The sequence below is a fragment of the uncultured Streptococcus sp. genome (assembly GCF_963456385.1).
Classification (GTDB): Bacteria; Bacillota; Bacilli; order Lactobacillales; family Streptococcaceae; genus Streptococcus.
Genome location: NZ_CAUOLF010000026.1, coordinates 1 through 22,117, shown reverse-complemented (window position 1 = coordinate 22,117; position 22,117 = coordinate 1). Strand labels below are relative to the sequence as shown.

Annotated in this window: 24 protein-coding genes, 1 pseudogene and 1 other annotated feature; of the genes and pseudogenes, 7 read left to right on the top strand and 18 right to left on the bottom strand. The window is 44.8% G+C overall.

From position 1 onward, the window contains the following. Nucleotides 1-60 precede the first annotated feature (60 nt). Nucleotides 61-723 (top strand): prepilin peptidase, encoded by a 663-nt coding sequence (locus tag RP262_RS09995; RefSeq protein ID WP_311155048.1) that lies wholly within the window; start codon nt 61-63, stop codon nt 721-723. Here the strand turns inward: RP262_RS09995 and trpA are convergent. The 15 genes from trpA to RP262_RS09920 all read right to left on the bottom strand — a co-directional run bounded on the left by trpA (nt 692) and on the right by RP262_RS09920 (nt 13,895). Then, the gene (trpA, locus tag RP262_RS09990; protein ID WP_311155047.1) at nt 692-1,471 is read right to left on the bottom strand and encodes a tryptophan synthase subunit alpha; all 780 of its coding nucleotides are present in this window, start codon (nt 1,469-1,471) and stop codon (nt 692-694) included. The genes RP262_RS09995 and trpA overlap by 32 nt on opposite strands. Beyond that, nucleotides 1,464-2,687 carry a tryptophan synthase subunit beta gene (trpB, locus tag RP262_RS09985; RefSeq protein WP_311155046.1) on the bottom strand — a complete coding sequence of 408 codons (1,224 nt, stop codon included), beginning with the start codon at nt 2,685-2,687 and terminating at the stop codon, nt 1,464-1,466. The genes trpA and trpB (RP262_RS09985) overlap by 8 nt, the downstream gene beginning before the upstream one ends. After that, on the bottom strand, nt 2,677-3,264 hold the full coding sequence (locus RP262_RS09980) for a phosphoribosylanthranilate isomerase (protein WP_311155045.1): 588 nt from the start codon (nt 3,262-3,264) through the stop codon (nt 2,677-2,679). Before RP262_RS09980 ends, trpB (RP262_RS09985) begins: the two co-directional genes overlap by 11 nt. After that, a complete protein-coding gene (trpC, locus tag RP262_RS09975; RefSeq protein ID WP_295506974.1) occupies nt 3,251-4,018 on the bottom strand; it encodes an indole-3-glycerol phosphate synthase TrpC in 768 nt (255 codons plus the stop codon). Before trpC ends, RP262_RS09980 begins: the two co-directional genes overlap by 14 nt. After that, the gene (gene trpD / locus RP262_RS09970) at nt 4,015-5,019 is read right to left on the bottom strand and encodes an anthranilate phosphoribosyltransferase (protein ID WP_311155044.1); all 1,005 of its coding nucleotides are present in this window, start codon (nt 5,017-5,019) and stop codon (nt 4,015-4,017) included. Before trpD ends, trpC begins: the two co-directional genes overlap by 4 nt. Before the next feature lie 10 nt (nt 5,020-5,029). Further along, nucleotides 5,030-5,593 carry an aminodeoxychorismate/anthranilate synthase component II gene (locus RP262_RS09965; protein WP_311155043.1) on the bottom strand — a complete coding sequence of 188 codons (564 nt, stop codon included), beginning with the start codon at nt 5,591-5,593 and terminating at the stop codon, nt 5,030-5,032. Further along, nucleotides 5,590-6,948 carry an anthranilate synthase component I gene (gene trpE, locus RP262_RS09960; protein WP_311155042.1) on the bottom strand — a complete coding sequence of 453 codons (1,359 nt, stop codon included), beginning with the start codon at nt 6,946-6,948 and terminating at the stop codon, nt 5,590-5,592. Before trpE ends, RP262_RS09965 begins: the two co-directional genes overlap by 4 nt. Before the next feature lie 403 nt (nt 6,949-7,351). Continuing rightward, on the bottom strand, nt 7,352-8,533 hold the full coding sequence (trpB, locus tag RP262_RS09955; RefSeq protein WP_311155041.1) for a tryptophan synthase subunit beta: 1,182 nt from the start codon (nt 8,531-8,533) through the stop codon (nt 7,352-7,354). A 62-nt stretch (nt 8,534-8,595) separates the two neighbouring features. Further along, nucleotides 8,596-8,831: a binding site (T-box leader), on the bottom strand. Nucleotides 8,832-8,900: 69 nt separating this feature from the next. Beyond that, on the bottom strand, nt 8,901-9,440 hold the full coding sequence (locus RP262_RS09950; protein ID WP_311155040.1) for a VanZ family protein: 540 nt from the start codon (nt 9,438-9,440) through the stop codon (nt 8,901-8,903). After that, nucleotides 9,427-10,515 carry a 23S rRNA (adenine(2503)-C(2))-methyltransferase RlmN gene (rlmN, locus tag RP262_RS09945; protein WP_125348383.1) on the bottom strand — a complete coding sequence of 363 codons (1,089 nt, stop codon included), beginning with the start codon at nt 10,513-10,515 and terminating at the stop codon, nt 9,427-9,429. Before rlmN ends, RP262_RS09950 begins: the two co-directional genes overlap by 14 nt. Next, nucleotides 10,512-11,093, bottom strand: a complete 582-nt coding sequence (locus RP262_RS09940) for a YutD-like domain-containing protein (protein ID WP_002932663.1) — start codon at nt 11,091-11,093, stop codon at nt 10,512-10,514. Before RP262_RS09940 ends, rlmN begins: the two co-directional genes overlap by 4 nt. Nucleotides 11,094-11,274: 181 nt before the next feature. Continuing rightward, entirely contained in the window at nt 11,275-12,318 is a 1,044-nt protein-coding gene (locus tag RP262_RS09935; protein WP_125348381.1) for a SepM family pheromone-processing serine protease, read from the bottom strand. Beyond that, on the bottom strand, nt 12,305-12,799 hold the full coding sequence (gene coaD, locus RP262_RS09930) for a pantetheine-phosphate adenylyltransferase (RefSeq protein ID WP_311155039.1): 495 nt from the start codon (nt 12,797-12,799) through the stop codon (nt 12,305-12,307). Before coaD ends, RP262_RS09935 begins: the two co-directional genes overlap by 14 nt. After that, nucleotides 12,789-13,337, bottom strand: coding sequence for a 16S rRNA (guanine(966)-N(2))-methyltransferase RsmD (rsmD, locus tag RP262_RS09925; RefSeq protein ID WP_002900954.1), 549 nt, complete (start codon nt 13,335-13,337; stop codon nt 12,789-12,791). The genes coaD and rsmD overlap by 11 nt, the downstream gene beginning before the upstream one ends. A 69-nt stretch (nt 13,338-13,406) precedes the next feature. Continuing rightward, nucleotides 13,407-13,895 (bottom strand): YcxB family protein, encoded by a 489-nt coding sequence (locus tag RP262_RS09920; RefSeq protein WP_311155038.1) that lies wholly within the window; start codon nt 13,893-13,895, stop codon nt 13,407-13,409. 142 nt (nt 13,896-14,037) lie between these two features. On the opposite strand from RP262_RS09920, the gene RP262_RS09915 reads away from it, so the two are divergent. Genes RP262_RS09915 through RP262_RS09900 form a run of 4 tightly spaced genes read left to right on the top strand, consistent with a single transcriptional unit; the run spans nt 14,038 to nt 16,776 of the window. Further along, nucleotides 14,038-14,715 carry an XRE family transcriptional regulator gene (locus RP262_RS09915; RefSeq protein ID WP_268689895.1) on the top strand — a complete coding sequence of 226 codons (678 nt, stop codon included), beginning with the start codon at nt 14,038-14,040 and terminating at the stop codon, nt 14,713-14,715. A gap of 3 nt (nt 14,716-14,718) precedes the next feature. Continuing rightward, nucleotides 14,719-16,134, top strand: coding sequence for a Y-family DNA polymerase (locus RP262_RS09910; protein ID WP_125381898.1), 1,416 nt, complete (start codon nt 14,719-14,721; stop codon nt 16,132-16,134). Then, nucleotides 16,131-16,505 carry a hypothetical protein gene (locus RP262_RS09905; protein WP_002898070.1) on the top strand — a complete coding sequence of 125 codons (375 nt, stop codon included), beginning with the start codon at nt 16,131-16,133 and terminating at the stop codon, nt 16,503-16,505. Before RP262_RS09910 ends, RP262_RS09905 begins: the two co-directional genes overlap by 4 nt. Continuing rightward, nucleotides 16,483-16,776, top strand: a complete 294-nt coding sequence (locus RP262_RS09900; RefSeq protein ID WP_002898071.1) for a DUF5960 family protein — start codon at nt 16,483-16,485, stop codon at nt 16,774-16,776. The genes RP262_RS09905 and RP262_RS09900 overlap by 23 nt, the downstream gene beginning before the upstream one ends. Nucleotides 16,777-17,031: 255 nt before the next feature. On the opposite strand, the gene RP262_RS09895 is transcribed toward RP262_RS09900, so the two are convergent. After that, complete coding sequence (locus tag RP262_RS09895; protein WP_125381900.1) at nt 17,032-18,510, bottom strand: flotillin family protein; 1,479 nt, start codon at nt 18,508-18,510, stop codon at nt 17,032-17,034. 104 nt (nt 18,511-18,614) lie between these two features. After that, nucleotides 18,615-19,145, bottom strand: coding sequence for a YceD family protein (locus RP262_RS09890; protein WP_311155037.1), 531 nt, complete (start codon nt 19,143-19,145; stop codon nt 18,615-18,617). A gap of 98 nt (nt 19,146-19,243) precedes the next feature. Here RP262_RS09890 and RP262_RS09885 point away from each other — a divergent pair, with 98 nt between their 5' ends. Both RP262_RS09885 and RP262_RS09880 read left to right on the top strand, forming a co-directional pair. Continuing rightward, nucleotides 19,244-20,077: an Rgg/GadR/MutR family transcriptional regulator gene (locus RP262_RS09885; RefSeq protein WP_032912982.1), complete on the top strand. Its 834-nt coding sequence runs from the start codon at nt 19,244-19,246 to the stop codon at nt 20,075-20,077. 385 nt (nt 20,078-20,462) lie between these two features. Beyond that, on the top strand, nt 20,463-21,704 hold the full coding sequence (locus tag RP262_RS09880; RefSeq protein ID WP_311155036.1) for a transporter: 1,242 nt from the start codon (nt 20,463-20,465) through the stop codon (nt 21,702-21,704). Between the two features lie 129 nt (nt 21,705-21,833). Here the strand turns inward: RP262_RS09880 and RP262_RS09875 are convergent. Beyond that, a pseudogene (locus tag RP262_RS09875) lies at nt 21,834-22,117 on the bottom strand (hypothetical protein); the annotation flags it as partial.

Below are 22,117 nucleotides of genomic sequence, written 5' to 3'. Positions count from 1 at the left end.
TTTATTAGAAAAGTTGCAAAATTTCAGAATTTTTCTGTTTAAAATTACGAATAAATAAGTATGATTCATCTATACTTTTTTCTCCTTGGCACTGTCTTTGCCTCCTTCCTAGGCTTGGTCATCGACCGCTTCCCAGAGCAGTCTATCATCACTCCCGCTAGCCATTGCAATGCCTGCGGGAAAAGATTGGCACCGCGTGATTTGATTCCTATTTTTTCTCAAGTCATGAACCGTCTTCGTTGCCGCTTCTGTGGAGACAAGATTCCCTTACGCTATTTATTTTTTGAATGTATCTTGGGCGGTCTTTTTCTGGCAACCTCACTTGGCACGATTTCCATCAGCCAACTCCTACTACTCACCATGGGTTTGACCCTAGCCATCTACGATCAAAGAGAGCAGCAATATCCCCTGATGGTCTGGCTGATTTTTCAGCTATTACTGATGGTAACAGCAGGCCTCAACCTTCTCACGCTCTTCTTTTTATCCCTAGGACTTCTAGCCTTCTTTTATAATCTTCGTATTGGAGCTGGTGACTTTCTCTTTCTGGCGTCTTGCTCAGCCATTTTCAGCCTGACGGAGACTCTCATTCTTATCCAAATCGCTAGCTTCTCTGGCCTCGCCTGTTTCTGCTTTAAAAAGAAAAAAGACAGGCTAGCTTTTGTCCCCTGTCTTTTGTTTGGTGTGGTGGTGATTATTTCTTATAAGCTGCTGCTTCTTGGATAAAGGCTGCTATACTGGCGTCCTTTTCATGAAGAGCTTTGACAATCTTGGATCCGACAATGACTCCGTCTGAGACTTGATTGAAACGCTCAACATCTTCTAAAGTCGAAACACCAAAGCCCGTCAATACTGGAATCTCAGCAATATCATGGAGCTTGCTCAAATGCTGGTCCAAATCATTGCGGTAGCTTCCGCTCTTACCTGTCACACCGTTGATGGCTACAGCGTAGATAAAACCTTCAGCTTCCTTGATCAGCTCCTGCTGACGTTCTAGACCAGTCGTCAGGCTCACTAAAGGAACTAGAGCGATATCTGAATCTTCCAGCAGGGGCAGAATAAAATTCCTGTGCTCGTAGGGCAGATCCGGAATAATCAATCCTTTAACCGTTGTCATAGCTAAATCCTTGACAAAATCTTTGAGACCGTATTGGAAAATAGGATTGAAGTAGGTCATGATAATGAGAGGCAGCTGAGTGTCCAAATTCTGCAAGCTTGCAACTAAAGACTTGGCCGAAGTATGGTGGCCAAGACTTCTCAGACCGGCTTCTTCAATAACTGGCCCGTCTGCAACAGGGTCTGAAAAAGGCAGACCGATTTCAATGGCTGACACACCCAAGTTTTCCAAAAATGCGATAGTTTCTGGCAAACCTGCCAAACCTTTCTCGTGATCACCAGCCATAATATAAGGAAGAAAAATTCCCTTGCCTTCTCTTTTGATGGTTTCTAAATGCTGAGTGAGTGTTTTAGTCATGGGCACCTCCTTTTTGAGCCGTTTCACTTTCCAAGCGTTCCTTTACCTGAACGACATCCTTATCACCACGGCCGGATAGGCAGACAATCATTGATTTATCCGGTCCCAACTCCTTAGCCAGCTTAACTGCGTAAGCAATAGCGTGACTAGACTCTAGAGCAGGAATAATCCCTTCAATACGAGAGAGGAGTTGGAAAGCTTCCAAGGCTTCTTCATCTGTGACCGGGACATAAGTGGCGCGCTGGATAGCATTAAAATGAGAATGTTCAGGACCGATGCCCGGATAGTCTAGCCCAGCAGAGATAGAGAAAGCTTCCAGAATCTGTCCTTGCTCATCCTGCAAGACATCCATCAAGGCACCGTGCAAAACACCCGGCCGGCCCTTGGTTAAGGTCGCAGCGTGTTCATCTGTATCTACGCCCCGCCCAGCTGCTTCTGTTCCATACATAGCCACTGTACTATCATCTACAAAAGGATAAAAGAGCCCAATAGCATTGGAACCACCGCCAACGCAGGCGACTAAAGCATCTGGCAGGGCACCTGCATTTTGCTCAGCAAACTGACGCTTGGCCTCACGCCCAATCACACTCTGATAGTCGCGGACAATCTCTGGGAAAGGATGTGGTCCCAAGGCTGAGCCCATAATATAGTGAGTATCATCAACCTGAGCCACCCAAGCTCGTAAAGCTGCATTGACCGCATCTTTGAGGACTCGAGAGCCATCGGTCACAGACTCCACCTTGGCTCCAAGAAGTTCCATTCGAAAGACATTGAGGGCTTGGCGCTTGACATCCTCTTCGCCCATATAGATAGTACAGTCCATATTGAAAAGAGCTGCAGCTGTGGCTGTGGCTACTCCGTGCTGACCTGCACCAGTCTCGGCAATAATTTTCTTCTTGCCCATTCGCTTGGCTAATAGAACCTGACCTAGGGCATTATTGATTTTATGGGCCCCGGTATGGTTGAGATCTTCCCGCTTCAGATAAATCTTCGCACCGCCAGCATAGGCTGTCAGATTTTTAGCAAAATAGAGAGGATTTTCTCGCCCTACATACTGCTTCAGCAACTCATCCAGCTCAGCCTGAAAGGCTGGGTCTTTTTTACTCTCACGGTAGGCTTTGTCTAGCTCCAAAACTGCTGTCATCAGCGTTTCTGGAACAAAGCGTCCGCCAAATTCACCGTAAAATCCTTCTTGATTGGGTTGATTATATGCCATATTTCACTCTTTCTATAAATTCTTTTATCTTTTCTAAGTCCTTCTGGCTGTCAGTCTCGACCCCGCTTGAGACATCAACTGCGTAAGGAGCGAAGTGCTGAATAGCTTCTCGGACATTTTCTACATTCAAACCACCGGCGATAAAGAAGGGCTGGTGGATTTGACCTTTATCAAAAGCTTGCCAGTCAAAAGTCTGACCACTACCGGCAAGAGGGGCATCAAAGAGCAGGTAGTCCGCTTGTTGGCTGACTCCTTTTAACGCTCCCTTGACCTGATAAGCTCGAATAATCGGCCGGCCGATCTCAGTCAGAAGCTCTTCATCAAAATCGCCATGAATCTGCACCAAATCCAGATTTGCCACCGAAATAGCTTCCTGCAACTCTGCCAAGCTCGGAGAGACGAAAACTCCTACCTTTCGGACAGCAGGCGGCACCAAGGCAGCTAGCTTCTGAGCTTGCTCCAAACTGACCCTCCGACGGCTCTCAGCAAAGACAAAGCCAATGTAATCTGCACCAGCCTGACATGCAGTTTCCACAGCGCTGGCCGTTGATAAGCCGCAAATCTTAACCTTTGTCAATTTTCAGCTCCTTGATTTTTTCTGCCACATCCTCAGCCTGCATCAGGGCTGTTCCGACTAAAACCGCATGGAAATAAGGAGCTACTAGCTCAGCATCTTCCTTGCTGAAAATAGCGGACTCTGATACGTAAACCCTGTCATCTTTGAAATGGGCAGACAGTTGGAGACTGGTATTGATATCTGTTTCAAAAGTAACTAGATTGCGATTATTGACACCGATAATCCGAGCTCCTATTCTATGAGCAATTTCCAGCTCCGACAGATTATGGGTTTCGACCAGAACTTCCAAGCCTAAACCCGTCGCAAAATCATAGAGTTCTTGCAGCCGCTTTTCAGGCAAGGCAGCCACAATCAAGAGAATGACTGTCGCTCCAGCATTTCGGGCGCGAACAATCTGTTTTTCATCAATGATAAAGTCCTTATTGAGGGTTGGAATGGTCACTTGACTGGAAATCTCTCTCAGGTAATCCAAATGTCCTTTGAAGAAAATCTCATCTGTCAGGACCGAAATCATGGCTGCACCGCATCGTTCATAGGTGCGAGCCTGTTCCACAATATCCACACCGAGATTAATATCTCCCAGACTTGGACTGGCTTTTTTGACCTCAGCAATCAGCTGCAGCTCTTGAGGGTGGTTTTTGAGATACTCATAGAGGGAATAAGTCGAGCGCAGGGGCTGCAGCTCTTCATAAGACATAGCCGCCACTTCCTGCTCTTTTTGCTTTAGAATGGTCGGGAGAAATTCTTTGCTCATTTCTGATACTCCTGTAGTTGCTTGAGTTTTTCATAGGCTGCGCCGCTAGCAATCACTTGGCGGGCTAGAACTATTCCTTCTTCTATACTGTCTGATTTTCCATTAGCATGAAATCCCAATCCAGCATTCAGAACTGTCGTTTCTAGATAGGGGCTGGCTTGATTTTGCAAGACAGAAAGCAGAATTTCTGCATTTTCCTTGGCATTGCCCCCACGAATCGCTTCAAGAGCTATTTCTTCCATGCCAATATCTGCCGGCAGAAAGCTGTGCAGGCTGATTTGCCCATTTTCCAGCAGAGCATACTGGGTACGGCCATGAAGACCCGCCTCATCCAGACCAGCCGGCCCCGACACAACTACTGCACGCTTACGGCCCATATTTTTCAAAACCTCTGCCGTACTCTCTAGCATATCCGGCCGGCTGGTCCCCAAAAGCTGAGTTTCTAAACTCATGGGATGGATGAGTGGGCCAGTTAGGTTCATAATAGTGGGAATGCCTAGACTAAGACGGGCTGGCATGATGTATTTCATGGCTGGGTGCATGTTCTTTGCAAAGAGAAAGACGATACCTGTCTGCTCAAAAACCTTGCCCAAGCTAGCAGCGTCCAAGTCTAGATTAATCCCCAGAGCTTCTAATACATCAGCTGAGCCTGACTTAGAAGAAATGGAGCGATTGCCGTGCTTAGCCATCTTAATCCCACCACCTGCTAGTACAAAAGCTGCTGTAGTCGAAACATTGAAGCTGAAAGACTTGTCTCCGCCCGTACCGCAATTGTCCATGGCAGTGCGAATAGTGGTCGGAATCTGCTTAGCATGACCTCGCATGACCTGAGCCAAAGCCGTTCGTTCCTCAATCGTCTCCCCCTTCATCTTAAGCCCCAGCAAGAAGGCTACAATTTGAGACTCTGTCACCCGTCCGGTGACAATTCGCTCAATCACATCTGTCATCTCAGCGCTGCTTAAATCCTTAAAATCAGCTAGTTTTGCAATAATCTCTTTCATACATCCTCCTTTACTTTACTAAGTCGATGAAATTCTTGATAGACGACAAGCCGTCAGGTGTTCCGATACTTTCTGGATGATACTGAAAACCATAGATAGGCAGACTCTTGTGCTGGATAGCCATGATTGAGTTGTCATCAACCGCTCGAGCTGTCACTTCAAAGTCCTCTGGCATCTCCTCAATCAAAATCGAATGATAGCGCATGACCGGCTGTCCATCCTCTATCCCTTGATAGATAGGAGATTTTCCCTCAAAGCGCAGAACACTTTGCTTGCCGTGCATGACTTTGGGAGCCAAACCTAGCTTTCCGCCAAATACTTCTGCAATGGCTTGATGTCCCAAGCAAATCCCCAAAATCGGCTTCTTACCAGCAAAATCACGGATAAGTTCTTCCATCCGTCCTGCATCTGCTGGCCAGCCTGGACCCGGAGACAGAACCAAGGCATCAGCTTCTTCTGCCGCTTGATAAAGGCCTGCATCATCATTTCGCAAGACCTTAACTTTTGTAAAATTGCCGATATACTGGGCTAGATTGTAAGTAAAAGAATCATAATTATCAATCAATAAAATCATTGCATCTCTCCTATCTTGGTCATTGATTTGGCCTTGTTGATGGTTTCTTGGTATTCATTAGTAGGGATCGAGTCATAAACAATACCCGCTCCAGCTTGAACGTAAGCTCTGCCATTTTTCAAAATCATAGTGCGTATAGCGATGGCAACATCCATATCTCCGGTCGCAGATAGATAGCCGATAGCACCCGCATAAACACCACGTTTTTCCTGCTCTAGCTCATAAATGCGTTTCATAGCTCGAATCTTAGGCGCACCCGAAACGGTGCCGGCCGGCAGGGTGGACTTGAGCGCATCCACGGCTGTCAGTTGGGGCAAAAGCTGACCACGGACTACACTGGTCAGATGCATGACATAGCGGAAATACTCTACCTCCATGTACTTACTGACTTCCACGCTGTTATTCTGGGCAATCTTACCGATATCATTACGCCCCAAATCAACTAACATGCGGTGCTCAGCCACTTCCTTCTCGTCAGCCAGCAACTCCTTCGCCAAGGCTTTATCTTCTCTTTCATCCTGCCCGCGCGGTCTGGTTCCAGCGATAGGATTGGTTGTGACCTGACCCTGCTTGACAGAGACCAGACTTTCTGGGCTGGCTCCGATAATCTGATAATCCCCGAAGTCATAAAAGTAGAGATAGTTGGAAGGGTTGGTCACGCGCAGATTGCGATAGTAATCCAGTGGTTTACCAGAATACTCTGCTGAAAACCGCTGACTGAGCACACATTGGAACATGTCGCCCTGCCGAATCAAGCTCCGCGCTTCTTCCACCATTTTTTCAAAATCTGTCTGCTCGATATGGCTCTGGAAGTTCAAACTGGACAGTTCCAGTGGTGAAAATTCATCTGCCGCAGGCTGCGCCAGCTCAGCCATGATACGCTCCAGACTAGCAGCCATATCAGCTTCGCTTCTATCACTGTAGAGCGCCTCCTCAACGATATAGACCTTGTCTTTTTTATGGTCAAAAACCATGTAACTCTCATAAACGAAAAAGTGCATATCCGGCGTTCCAATCACATCAGCTGGAATCTGGCCAATCTCCTCATAGAGGGAAATCATATCGTAACCGACAAAACCGATGGCTCCGCCTCCAAAAGGCAGGTCTGAATGATGATCTTTTTTTACTGCCAACTCATGCAGATAGTCCAATGGATCTGCCTCAATTATTTGCCCGTTCTTTGTTAACTGGCCATTTTCATAGCGAACTTCAAAGACTGGGTTATAAGCTAGGATAGAAAAGCGAGCTGTCTCGCTATCTCTCGGAATACTTTCCAAAATCACCTTGTGGTCGCCCTTAATCCGCATATAAGCCAGAATTGGCGATAAAATATCAGCTGGTAAAATCTTTTGCATAATGTTTCTTTCTATTTAATCAGAAGCGTTTAAAGGGGAGCAATTTGCTAGTTATGACTGCATTTATCAAGAACAGATAACACCTGTCCACTGTCGTAACTTGCTCCAGAACTACAGAAAAACGCCCGCACAGTTCATCCTGTGAGGGCGTGTCATCGCGGTGCCACCTCAGTTATGGAGTTTTCAGGCTCCACATCTCATTTACTTATTTACAGTCATTTAGATCCCTTTTAGTAGAAGGCAGCATACTGGTTTATAGCAAAGTAACCTAACAAAGTAATAAAAGTTCAACTAAAGGACAAAATGTTGACTCCAACAGCCCAATTCATAACTTCTCCTGCCTGTTTACAGCAACCACAGACTCTCTTAAAGGAGGGATGTTACTACTCTTCTGCTGGGTATTTTATTTTCGTTTTTCTAAATAGTCGGCAATGGCTGCCACATCCTTGTCTCCACGACCGGATACATTGATAATGATGATTTGGTCGGATGACAATTTCGGAGCTCGCTTGATGGCTTCAGCAATGGCATGAGAGCTTTCGATTGCCGGTAAAATCCCTTCCTTTTGTGTCAAGAGGAGCAAGGCATCCACAGCTTCATCATCTGTCGCTGCCACATATTCTACTCGACCAGAATCTTTAAAGAAAGCATGTTCAGGACCAACTCCAGGATAGTCCAAGCCTGCTGAAATGGAGTAAACCGGCGCCACCTGACCATCTTCAGCAAAGACAGCGTAAGTCTTCATACCATCCACTACTCCGACACTTCCCTTGGTCATGGTCGCCGCATGCTGGTCTGTATCAAGACCACGCCCAGCTGCTTCAACTCCAACCAGCTTAACTTCTTCATCCGCAACATACTGGGAGAAGGCGCCGATAGCATTGGAACCACCGCCTACGCAGGCAATGATATAGTCCGGCAAGCGGCCTTCCTTGTCCAAAATCTGACGGCGAGATTCTTCACTAATCACCTTTTGGAACTCATGGACAATCGTCGGATAAGGGTGAGGACCGACAGCCGAACCCAAAACATAGAAGGCTTCCAAATCACTCATCCAAGCTCCAAAGGCCGCATCCACAGCATCCTTGAGGGTCTTGGTTCCTGTTTCCACTGCATGAACAGTCGCTCCCATCATTTCCATGCGGAAAACATTGAGGCGCTGGCGTTCTACATCTTCTGCACCCATGTAAACATCGCACTTCATACCAAACTTGGCTGCGGCTGCCGCAGTTGCCACACCATGCTGACCAGCTCCAGTTTCAGCGATGACTCGGGTCTTGCCCATGCGCTTAGCTAGAAGAATCTGCCCCAAAACATTATTGAGCTTGTGAGAGCCCAGATGATTGAGATCTTCCCGCTTCAGATAAATCTTAGCTCCGCCCAGATGCTGGGTCAGACTTTCTGCAAAGTAGAGCGGGGTTTCCCGGCCTGAATAATCTGCCAAATAATGTCGGTATTCATTTAAAAATTCTGGGTCATCCTTATACTTCTCAAAAGTCGCTTCCAATTCATCTAGCAAGGCCTGGATAGGCTCCGGTACAAAGGAGCCACCGAATTGTCCAAAATATCCTTTAGTTTCTGTCATCTTAATTGCCTCTTTTCTTTATTTTCAAACAAAACAAAAGCCCACACACAGAAAAAAATCTGTGTGAGGGCGTAAAATCGCGGTGCCACCTCAATTATGGAGCAAAGTATAGACCGCCTCCATATCTCTGTCTTGTCTAACAACAAGCTGCACTGTAAGGTGTGCTCACCGAATTTTTATTGCTTCAAATTCATCTTTTCCATCAGCCCACTTCATAACCCTCCACTACCTGTTTCCACCAACCACAGGCTCCCTGAAAGTAGAAAAAATTATTACTTTTCTGATGATTTATTTTATTATAGGCCTTTCCCTTTTTCTTGTCAAGAAAAAATTTATTTTTTTCTTCTAAATCCGAACCTTTCGCTGGCTAATCTCTTTTGAAAGCGTAATCTTGACGATTTATCCAGATTTTCTGACCAAGCTGAAAAGCCCGCCAAGCCAGATAACCACCCAAAGTATTGGTCCAGAGATCATCGATTTCAAAGACCCGATTGGCGTTGATAAGAAGGTCCAGCAGAATCTGAGTCACTTCGATAGACAGACTCATCCCAAAGCTCAGCCATACAACCTTCTTGGTCTTCCGCAATTTCGGAAAGAGGTAAAGCAATTGAAAGATTAAGGGCGACAGCAGAAAGATATTGGCTAGATTTTGGATAAAGACCTTGACTAGCTGAAGCCAGGAAGTAATCTCGCCAATATTGACAAAGGAATTAAAAGGGATTAACAAAACCACTATTCGACCAAAATACTGGATTCCCGGCGTTTCCATTCCTGGCTCTGGAACCTGAGGAATAAAGCACAGAACGCAAAGCATCAAGAAATAGAGCCAGCTTCCCCCTACCAGCAATTTCCGCCCCTTAGCTGTTAGCTCACCGTCTGAAGTCAGATAGTTCTTAAGGCTGAACATTTTCTACCAATGCTTTCTCGCGATCACGCTTCATAGTATTGGAACGCAGCTGACCGCAGGCTGCATCAATATCTGTACCATGTTCCTGACGAACCACACAGTTGACTCCATTTTTCTTGAGGGTATCGTAGAAGGCCATCACGCGCTCTTTGGGACTGCGACTGTATTGGTCGTGCTCGCTAACTGGGTTGTAAGGAATGAGATTGACATAAGACAGCTTCTTAATGTTCTTAAGCAGCTCAGCCAGTTCCTTGGCCTGCTCTACCCCGTCATTGACTTCATTGAGCATGATATACTCAAAGGTCACTCGACGGTTGGTCGTCTCAATATAGTATTCGATAGCTGCAAAAAGCTTTTCGATAGGGAAGGACCGGTTAATCCGCATGATGCTGGTCCGCAGAACATTATTCGGGGCATGGAGAGATACAGCTAGATTGACCTGCACACCTTCATTGGCAAAGTCACGAATCTTATGAGCCAGCCCTGATGTCGAAACCGTGACATGGCGGGCACCGATAGCCAAACCTTTATCATCATTGACCGTCCGAACAAACTTGAGCACATTGTCATAGTTATCAAATGGCTCGCCAATTCCCATAACCACGATATGGCTGACCCGCTCATCCTGACCACGCTCGTCAAAATACTTCTGAACCAGCATAATCTGAGCCACAATCTCACCGTTATTGAGATCGCGTTGCTTTTTAATCAAGCCAGAGGCACAGAAGGTACAGCCGATATTACAGCCAACCTGGGTGGTCACACAGACAGAAAGTCCATAGTGCTGGCGCATGAGTACCGTCTCAATCAGCATACCATCTGGTAGCTCAAAGAGGTACTTGACCGTACCGTCAGCCGACTCTTGGACAATGCGCTGTTTAAGCGGATTGACGACAAACTGATCATTTAGCTTGGCAATCAAGTCCTTGGACAGATTGGTCATCTCTTCAAAAGACTGGACCCGCTTGCGGTAGAGCCACTCCCAAATCTGGGCAGCACGGAATTTCTTTTCTCCCTGAGCTTCCGCCCATTCAATCATTTCCTGACGCGTTAAGCTATAAATAGATGGTTTCATTTTTCTCCTTTATTCTGACGAATTACAAAATGGCGATTGCTGTCTTTTTGCTTTTTCTGCCTATCTTGCTGGGAATTGTTGCGAGAGCGCTTATTGTCTCTTTTAGAACGGCTGTCTCGGTCTCGCTCGCTTCTGCGATTACGGTTGCTCCCAGAACGGCTGTTGCGAGAACGTTTTGACCGACCTTCTGTCTCTTTCTTGCCATGCGATTTCTTATCAAAGGAAGCGCGCTGGGGATTTGGATTTTCCAAGACAAAATAAGCACAGCCGTAGCTGCAGTACTCCAGCAAATAGTCTTCTAAGCGGCTAATCTTCTCATCGCTTTCATTAGCCCGCTCATCCTTGTAAAAACCGCGCAGGCGCAGCTGCTCGTTGCCCCAGTCACCGACAATATAGTCAAACTTGGTGAGAATTTCTGAAAAGCGCTGATGAAAGGCAGTCAAGTCAAAGCCTTCCTTATAGTTCTCAATCAATTCAAACTCGAATTTTTCTGCAACAATCTTGCTATCAATCTGTTTAAACTCTGGTCCTGGGAATTTATTATAATTATACAATTCAGGTGAAATATCTTTACGCATACTCTTCCTTTAACGTTCTTGGATAGTTTATCTACAACACTTTATTTTATCATAAATCAGCCAGTATTTCGCGGACTTTTCATCAAAAATATCTTTCTGAAAAAAGTCAGACGATTTAAAGCAGAGAAGACCAGCTGATCTTGTCTGTCTCACAAGAAAAATCTTAGCAAAAGCTAAGATCTTACTTATTCTTTTTCAGATAGTCAATGGCATCCTGCAGCGTTTTAACTGGGACAATTTTCATATCTGTTTTAATCTTCTTGGCTGTCTCTAGAGCCGTTTGGTAGTTGTTTTTCCCATTAGGAGAAAGCTTCTTCTCTTCCTCTGTGAGTTCATTGTTCGGTGCAAAGAAGATATCCGCTCCGCTTTGGGCCGCTGAAACGACTTTCTTATCGATTCCGCCGATTTCGCCAACTTCACCTTCCCGACTGATGCTGCCGGTCCCTGCAATATCGCGGCCGTCACGAAGAGTCGGATCGGCCAACTGGGTATAAATGGCTAGGCTGAACATGAGACCAGCACTAGGACCTCCAATACCCTCAGTTGAAAATGTAATCGGAATATTACTGCTGACTTCTGTCCGGTCTATCAGACTAATGCCAATCCCGTTCTTACCGTTCTCCAGCTTGATAATCTTTCCGGTTGCCGATTTCTCCTGACCATCTTCTTGGAAAGTCACCTTGACCTTATCTCCAAGCTTCTGCGAGTTGACATACTTGACCAGCTCCTCAGAGCTTTCAAAGGTCTTATCATTGACACCAGTTACCGTATCAGCAATATTAAGAACTCCCTTGAAGGTTGAGTTATCTGCCACCTGCAAGACATAAACCCCCAGATAGTCCATTTTAATCTCTTTACCAGCTGTCGTCAATCCCTGATATTTGGCCATATTTTGCGATGTTTCCATATAAAATTGGTTGATCCGATTAAACTCATCGTCCGTGGAGCCACCCGTCATATCCTTGGCGGAATAAATATCTGTAAAAGGAGTCAGCCAAGCATAGACCAGATGAGCAAAAGTTGCCTGCTCTACTCCGACCGTCACAAAGTTATAAGAACCTGCTTCCTTGTCGGCCTTATTATCAACTATCAAGACCTGACGAACATCCTCGGCACCACCAGGAACTTCTATGTAATAAGGCAGACGAACGTAAAGAGCTGCTATAAAAAAGGCAATAGTGACGCCAATGACCGTCGGCAATATAAACTTCTTAATTCTTTTCATCGTTGATTCTTTCTAATTCTTTGATTACACTTTGGGGCACATAGGCCGCAATATCCTGCTGAAAAGCAATCAGCTCACGAATACGTGATGAACTGATATGCTGATAGTCCGGCTTGCTGAGTAAGAAAATCGTCTCCAGCTCTCCTGCCAATTCCTGATTGAAAAAGTTCATATTGGCTTCATAGTCTAGGTCTTGACTGTTACGGAGACCGCGCACAAAGGCCTTAGCTCCCAGTCTTCTGGCCACTGTCACTGCTAGCTCATTCTGAGAAGTGATTACCTCGACATTATCCAAATGCTGCAGAGCTTCTTTGACCATGCGTTCTCTGGTCTCAATTGTAAAAAAGCCAGACTTTTCCCGATTATAGAAAATCCCTACATAGAGCTTGTCAAAGAGCTTACTGGCCCGCTCAATCAGGTCCACATGGCCCTTGGTCATCGGGTCAAAAGACCCTGTGAATAATCCTATCTTATCTGACATACACCGTTACCTTTGAAATTCCATATATCTTCTGCTTCCAAATGCCTAGCCCTGCAATTTCTTCCGGCAATTCCACTTCCTTGTCTGTCTCACAGACTACCAGGACATCTTGACCCAAGAGCTGGCGCTCCTCTAGCTTCTCAAGGTCCTCCACAATCTGCTCCTTGGCATAAGGCGGGTCCAAGAGAACCAAGTCAAAAGACCCTGTCAACATTTCCAAGGCTCGGCCAGACTCCATCTTGAGCAAGTCAAAACGTTCCGGCTCCTTGGTCATCTGAATGTTCTCTGAAATAATAGCCTGAGCTCTACGATCCTTCTCGACTAAGACAGCTGCCTCCATACCTCGCGAAATAGCTTCAATGGCCAAACTCCCGCTCCCAGCATAAAGATCCAGCACCCGACCGCCGTCAAAATAGGGACCAATCATATTAAAAATTGCCCCCTTGACCTTATCGGTCGTAGGCCTAGTCGTCTTGCCGTCCAAAGTCTTGAGGGGCCTACCCCCGTATTTACCTGCAACAACTCTCATAAAAAACATTATAACACACATCGCACAAGAGGCCAATTTTTTGAAAACTTGACAGACAAAAAACAGAAGTGCCCCAAATTAGAGACTTCTGTTTTCTTTTAGTTTTAGTAAAAAATCAATTAATTCAGGCTGACAGTCTGCCTTATCCAAGATCAGCCCCATTGACCGGCCAACCATGATATAAAAAGTTTCTGGCTTGTCTATAATCGCCACAATATCTTGATAGTCAAATCTGGCATTGTTATTCCGATTAACGACACGAAAGTCTGTCTCATAGAAGCTAAACTCCTGCTCTATATCATGCCAGAGGGGGTTGCCTCTATAAAACTTTTTAATATGTCGATTCATGGACAGATAGTAAAGAAAAGGAAGGACAGCCACAGTAACAAGAAAAGCTACGCCTGGCAAAGGTTCCCCGATAAAAAAACAGATTGCAGCGCATATCAGCACCACTATCTCAGGGAGAATCAGTGAGAAGATTCCATTCTTTTTATACCAAAAATTGGTCCAAGCGAAACGGCGGTAGGCTTCTTCTGTCATGGTCGTTTTTGCTATCATAGGAAACATCTCTCTACCTCCAGGTTATATTCCTCCCTACAGTTTACCACACTCTTGATCAAAATAACAATACTCAATAAAGAACTTGCTTTTCTAGATTTCATCTGTTATACTATATGTAACTTTTAAAACGTTACATAGGAGGTGTGATATGTTTTCGCATGAAAAATTAAAAAAACGCCGGCTGGAGCTTAATCTGACTCAGTCTTCCATTTACCAAGAGCTTGGAATTTCCAGAAAAACTTACTCTGCTTGGGAAAATGGTCTGGCAGAGCCCCACGCAAAAAATCTCAGGAGGTTAGCCACCTGTCTCAAGGTCCAAGAGAACTACTTTGTGGATGAGACCAGTGCGCTCTACACCTACCCTTTACTAACCCCACCGCATAAAAAGGAAGTAGATCAGCTCGCTAGTCAGCTCCTAGAGAGACAGCGCAAGGTTAGCTCTCTTACAGCCTATAAGGTTCTGTCCGTTGAGCTGGCTGCAGGTCGCGGTCACAGTTATTATGACAATGAAACAGACTACGAAACTGTCTACTTTGATCAAGATATCCAGCATGACTTTGCATCCTGGGTCTCTGGGGATTCGATGGAGCCCAAGTATCCCAATGGCTCTGTTGCCCTTATGAAACAGACAGGATTCGACTACGATGGGGCAGTCTATGCTCTCATGTGGAATGGCAAGACCTATATCAAAAAAGTCTACCGCGAAGCTGAAGGCCTACGCCTAAAGTCTATCAATCCTGACTACGAGGATCTCTTTGCTCCCTACGAAGACCAACCTAGCATTGTTGGTATCGTAGTCGGACATTTTCTGCCGATTGAGGTATAAGCTATGGTCCTATTTGATTATTCACGCGAGCCCCGTTCAGATATTGCTTTTGTGGATATGAAAAGTTTTTATGCCTCTTGCGAATGCATTTCCCTCGGCCTTGACCCTTTAAAAACCTCGCTCTGTGTCATGAGCCGAATTGAAAATTCCGCTGGACTGATACTAGCTGCCACCCCTCTCTTTAAAAAGAATTTCGGCAGCCAGAATGTCAGCCGAAGCTATAATCTTCCTTTTGATGTCCACACCCGTAAGTTCAACTATGCTGCTGCCCGCAAGCAGGGACTGCCTATTACAGCAGATTATATACGCTTTATCGAAGACGCTGCTCAAAAGACCTTACTGGTCCCACCTCGGATGAACTACTACATCCAGAAAAACATGGAAATCCAAAAGATTTTCCAGGATTTTGCAGCTCCCGATGACATTTTCCCCTACTCAATCGATGAGGGCTTCCTAGATTTGACAAGCTCTATCAACTACTTCATTCCTAATCAGACGCTGGACCGCAGGACCAAACTGGACCTGCTGGCTGCCCGCATTCAGCAGGCTATATGGAAGAAGACCGGGATTTATGCCTCTATCGGTCTGAGTAACGCCAATCCCCTTCTCGCCAAGCTAGCCTTGGACATTGAAGCCAAACATACAAAAAAAATGCGGGTCAACTGGTCCTACGAGGATGTGCCAAGTAAGGTCTGGACTATTCCAAACATGACTGATTTTTGGGGTATCGGCCACCGAACGGCTACCCGTCTTAAGAAGCTAGGCATCCACTCCATTTATGATTTAGCTCACTTTAACCCCGATATTCTCAAAAAAGAAATGGGGGTTATGGGTCTGCAGCTTTGGTTTCACGCTCACGGCATTGATGAAAGTAATGTTCACAAGCCTTATCAGGTTAAGTCACATGGTCTGGGCAACTCGCAAATTCTCCCCCGAGATTACAGACAACAGGCAGAGATTGAACTCGTTTTCCGAGAAATGGCTGAGCAGGTCGCCATTCGTCTCAGACGCTCTGGTAAGAAATGCCAGCGTGTCTCCATCCATGCCCGTTATTCCAAGCAGGAGCTCCTGCCTTCCATTCATACACAGAAAAAAATTGAGCCCACTAACAACAGCGATCGATTGGCTCAAATCGTCGTTCAGCTCTTTCGTTCCAAATATCAGGGCGGGGCTATCCGACAGATTGGCGTTTTTTACAGTGACTTTGTCGATCAAGGATATGGTCTGATTTCTCTCTTTGACGATCCTCTGCAAATTCAAAAAGAAGAGGAGCTCCAACAGACGATTGACCGCATCAGAGATTGCTTCGGCTTTGCCTCTCTGCTTAAGGGAAATGCCTTGCTGGACTCCTCCCGTGCTATTGCTAGAAGCAAGCTAACCGGTGGCCATTCTGCTGGAGGTTTGGAGGGCTTATCATGACTGACCGCTCTTATCTCCCCTATCAGTCTGCTCGTGACTTTCAGGATCGGGGCATGGCTAAATGGGCTGGCTTTTTCCTCTCTGAGCATAGCACTGCTTTGGCCAAAAAAGAACTAGATATCAGTCGCCTGGCCCAGCTTGACAGACAGGAGAAATTCCAGTTACTCAACCAAGCCTACAGTCATCAAGTTCCCATCAGAATCACCTTTCTTAATCAGGGAAAGCTGACCGACATTACTGCTACCGTCTTTCATCTGGACTGCAAGCAAGTCCTCCTGCAGGAAGGTGACCATTACAAAGGCCTTGCTATCCATCAGATTCTTTCGATACAAGCTTCAGGAGGCGCAGATGACCACTCAAAATGTACATGAGGAACTTCAATTTGACTATTTTTCCCAGAATTACTATCAATTTCAAGAGGATTTTTATCAATTTTCCAATCTTCCCCAGCCTCTGATGGTCATGGAAGATGACATCCTACTCCACATGGCCAGCCGCCAGGTCACTCATTTCAAACTTTCCAAGACCAAAAGTTTGGACAAGAAAGACCATTACTTCCATTTTACCGTCAGTCGTCCAGACCAAGCAAAACGACTCTGTATCTACCACTATCAAGGCCAAACAGAAGATATAAATCAATAAGCTCCCAAACTTAGTTTGGGAGCTTATTGTAGGGAACTGGCCATCTACTAGAATCTTCTCAATTATTTATTGCTTTAAGTCAGGTAAATAACATTAAAGATTTGAGCCAGCTATATTTAAAGCCAAGAAGCGCCATTCTTTTTAGGTTATCTATTCAGTTCATTTGTATAAACTAATTTCATACTAAAAACACCCCAATCGTTAGATTTTCTGTCTAACTTTTGGGGTGAAAGTCAAAGCGAATTATCTTTTCTTTTATTTTTTATCGGTGTCAAGATTTGCAGCTTCAATAACCGGCTGCTCATCTTGTTTTAGCTTGTTAACAGTCATATTAACACCAAGAGCTCCTGCTAGGAGTTGACGAATATCGAAGCCTGCACCTTGCGACACTTGGTCAATACTCTGCATGATATCACCAACCATCTTAGAAGCATTGCCTTCACCATACATAGTGATTTTGTCCACTTTAGTAAGCGGCTCTGCTACAGCACGGGCAATTTCTGGCAGTTTGTCTACAATCATCTCAGTAATGGCTGCTTCTTGCATCTTCTTCATGGCTTCTGCTTTTTTATCCAAACCTTGAGCTTCGGCTTCTAGCTTAAGACGAATCGCTTCCGCTTCAGCACGTCCTTTAGCTTCAATAGCTTCGGCTTCTTGCAGTTGCGCAAACTTTTCAGCCTCGGCTTGAGCCTTGCGAGCTTCGGCTTCTTTTTGTGTTTCAAAGAGTTCTGCCTCGGCTTGACGTTGACGCTCAATCAATTGTGCTTCTGCTGCTTGTTGACGAGAGTATTTCTCCGCTTCAGCCTGTTTGCGGATGTTAGCATCCAGTTCTTGCTCCCGAACCTTAACTTCACGTTCCTTGACTTCAGCTTCTTTCTCTTGCTTCATGATATTAGCTTCGGCAGCCACACGTTCTTGCTCGCGACGCTGCACTTCCGCCTCAATCCCTTTAGCTGCATCAGCCTTAGCTTGAGCTATATCCGCTTCCTGCTTGAGGGCTGCTTGCTTCAATTTCAACTCATTTTGCTTTTGAGCGATTTCTAAGTCAGCAGCTACGCGCTTATCGTTAGCCAATTTGTCTTGCTCAGCTTCTACTTCCTTGCGCTCACGTTCAGCTTTAGCCTTCGCAATTAAGGCATCTTTTTTGATGGTTTCGACATTTTCGATACCGAGATTATCAATCACACCACCTTCATCAGAGAAAGACTGAACGGTAAAGGCAATGACTTCTAATCCCATCTTAGCCAGATCCGGAGCTACGTTGTCCTGAACTTTTGAGGCAAATTCCTGACGGTCATTGACCATCTTACGTAATTCCATCTGACCAATTACTTCCCGAAGATTTCCTTCCAAGACATCTTGAACAGAGTTAGAAATATCAGTTGTATTCCAATTAAGGAAGTTTTCTGCTGCACGAGCAATCATTTCATCGGTCGTTCCAATTTTCAGCTTAACAGCTGCATCAGCACGAACATTGATAAAATCCAGAGTCGGTACCGCTTCAGAAGTGCGAACATCTGTTGAGAACTGCTCAATATCCAAATAAGAGCGCTGCTCTACAAAAGGAATCATAAATCCAGCTTTACCGCGAAGGTGACGCTGTTTACGAAGACCTGTAATTACAACTACTTCGTTAGGGCGTGCGTTAACATAGCCTTTCACTAAAAGTACGACAAGGACAACCAAACCAATAATTACTGGAATCAACCAGGTTGGAAAGAAAAATGTATCCATTAAATCTCCTTCTATAAGACAATTTTCATTGTCTATTTTCTTTTTATACTTAGTATAACAAATTATTTCAAATTCTCAAATTATTTTCAAAATTTTTACAAGAATTATTCATCAAAAAGTCCTTGCAAACCGGCGAAAGGATTGTTCTTCTCTTTTTGAGCTTCCTGAGCAGCGGCAAATTCCTCCTCCGTCATAACCTGCCAGTCCTGACCCGATAGAAAGCCTTGGCCGGCTTCTTCCTCAGCTGTTAGGATTTTCAGTGGAATATTCATCAGGATATTATCAGCTACACTCTCAGCTATATTAATCTCGCCATTTTCAATCGGCAACACCAAGTCCTGATCAATTATATCCTGCGATGTGGCCTGTCCTTCTTCCATGAAAATTTCGTTGACTAGATAAGACTCCTTGAGTCCCACCGGCTCCATACTGCGACTGGATGTCAGAGTGATGGTATAAGACAAGTCATAATCCAGAAAATAGAGGCCGTCTTCATATTGAACCTTGCCTTTGGCTACAATATCCTGAACATCTAAAATCTCAGGATTGCGTTCTTTTAACTCCTCTGCCAAGTCCAGCTTTTTCTCAAAGGATAGTCCATCTGGATTCTTCCGAATTTCTTGAATATGCAACATAAGTTCCTCTTTGTTTTTTCTTTATATTATATCATGTTTGGGCGCTTCGATGTTATTGAAAATTATTTTGTTATAATAAAATGCAAGGAGGGAAGACAATGGAACATCTAGGACAGGTTTTTAGATTTTTTCGAGAGGCAAGGCACATCTCTTTATCCGAAGCGACTGGAGGAGAATTTTCAAAGTCCATGCTCTCTCGCTTTGAAAATGGGCAGAGCGAACTGTCAGCTCAGAAACTTTTTAGCGCGCTCAGCGCTATCCACACGGAAACGGAAGAATTTACCCTTGCAGCCGGCATTCAGAATCATCATTCTCACAAGGAACTCTTAAACCACATTCAAGACCTGCTGCAAACTAATCAGCTCAAGCTCTTAGAAGAACTTTATCTAGAAAAAGAAAAAATCACTCAAAAAAGCAAGCGCGCTAGCGATTGGGTTGAGCGCCTAATTGTAAAGGCCTATCTCTGTGCCCTCAAGGAGTCTGAAAAGGCCTGCCCAGGCGAGCTTGATTTCCTGCATGATTACCTCTTTTCAGTTGATATTTGGGGTCGCTACGAGCTCAATCTCTTCTCTGTCTGCACTCCGGTTTTATCTCTAGATTTGTTTTCCCAATACACCAAAGAAATCCTCTCAAGAAAGGATTTCGCAGCTTTGTTTGCCAACAATCGCAACACCCTGCACACTACTTTTCTTAATGGTTATCTTCTGGCCATCAGTCAGGAAAACGTCACCCAGGCAGACTATTTCCAACAAATCATTGAGCGACACTTTTACGAAGAAAATGAGACTTACTTCCGAATTGTCTATCTCTTTGCTCAGGGAGAGCTAGCCTTTTTGAAAGGGCAAACAGAAGAGGGGCTTACTCAAATGAAGCAAGCAGTCGACATTTTCCGAATCTTGAACTGTCAGCATAGCGCTGACTACTATCAATAAGCCCTTGATACTGCTTTTCAAAAATATAGCAAATAATGCAAATTTCCGCTTTTAAGCTCAGCAATTTTGAGTTGGAAAGTGGTTTTTTATTCCTACTCGAGCTCCACCTTTCTGATTTAAAAGTTTCTACCCGAAAATCGTTGAATATATGCAACGTTTCCTGCAGATTGGATTCTCTATTTTATACTAAAAGCATAAAGAGCTAGCGCAAGTCACTTTCAGAATTTTACAACTTACTTATGAGACCTAACCGGTTGCCGAAAAGCCCTTGTTTTTGGCTTTAAACGGTCTATAATGGTCATCAGAAAGAGAAAAACAAAAGCCAGATTACAGATGTACCCAATCAGCTTTCATTCATTCTTGCAGTTTAGAAAAGGAGTCTACGATGAAATTATTTTTTAAAAATAGAGTCTATGCCTCACTCAGCCTTTCCCGAATCTTCAACACCTTGGGAGCTTCTATTTTCAATATTGTTTTTGTGGTATTTGCTTCCAGCATGCCCAATCCCAAGTTTGCTATTGCTGTGGCTAATTTTATCGTCCTGGTTCCGACTTTCTTTACTATCTTTGCCGGCATCAAAGCTGACAAGACCGTCCATAAGGCTCGCTGGTTGATTCATTTTGGTTATCTTCAAGCCCTGCTCTTTGTCCTTGTCGCCTTCATGACTCGCTCTAGCTCATATCTAGCCTTTTCAGCCGTCTGCTTGATGAATATTCTTTCAGATATCATCAGCGATTACCGCAGCGGCCTGCAAATGCCGATTTTGAAAAAGAATGTTCCAGAGAAAGACCTTACGGAAGCCTTCTCTTTTACCCAGCTTATCAGCTTTCTCTGCAGCCTGGCCGGACAAGCTTTGGGAGTTTGGCTCTTAACCGTCAGCCAGCAAGACTTTTTCCTAGTTGCTTTGGTTAACGCCTTGACCTTTCTCCTATCCTCCACCATCCTCTACCTAGTCCGTCGCAGATTGACCCATGACCCAGTGGCAATTTCTGAAAGAAAAGCTCCTCTGAAAGAAGAATTGAAGAAAATGTACACATCGTCCAAGCTCATCTTTGAGCAGGAAGGTTCTAACAATTTTCTCAAACTGCTGGCTCAAATCCTGATCGTCAACGCTATGGCAGGTTCTCTTATAGCTCTTTATAATCTCTACTTGCTGGACAATCCCATCTTCCAGCTGTCCTTTAGTCAGTCTCTCTTGGTTCTTCAGACCACTCTTGTCCTAGCCATGATTGCAGCCAGTCTGACTCCCAACGATTACTTTAGCCACCTCTCTCTAAATCAACTAACCCTCTGGGCTGCTCTCACAATGATTCTGCTTGCTATCAGCAATTTCTTACATCTGCCTGTTTTCATCGGCATTGCTTTTGGATTTTTACTAGCTTATATCTCCGGCAAGATCAATCCCAAAATCAACACCCTCTTACTGAGCAAATTGCCTTCTGATGTTCTCGCTCAGACTTCCAGCTTTCTGAGTCTGCTCTTTTCTTTCTCTGTTCCCTTTGGTACTATGGTCTTCAGCAGCCTAGCCCTCTGGAATATGAACGCTAGCTGGCTCATCTTCAGCATTATCGGTGTGATTGCTCTGCTCCTATCTATCGAAAAGAAAAAAGATGTTAAAGAAATGTGATAGATCAATCTTGTTTCTACATTTGTTTTCCTAGAAGACAGCAAAAAACGATAACTTCCAAATAAGAAGTTATCGTTTTTGTGTATTAGAAAGCTAAAGATTAAATTTCATTTAGCTATTCTATTGCTATTAGTTCCAGCCGAAGCGTCTGCCTCTACCATTGCGGTCAAAGTACATCCAACTTCCATCTTCTAGCTGAATCCATTTATTGCGCGCCATTTCTCCGGAATTGGCATCAAAGTAACGGTTAGCACCATTGACATAGACAATCTTACCTTTGACTTGCTTGCCATTTTGGTCGAAGTAAAGGGTTTGTTGGCCAATCTGCTGCAAACCTGTCACTGCTTTACCAGTCTGATCAAAGTAATACCATTCGTTCTTGGCACCTTCTGCAAACTTGCCGACTGCCATTT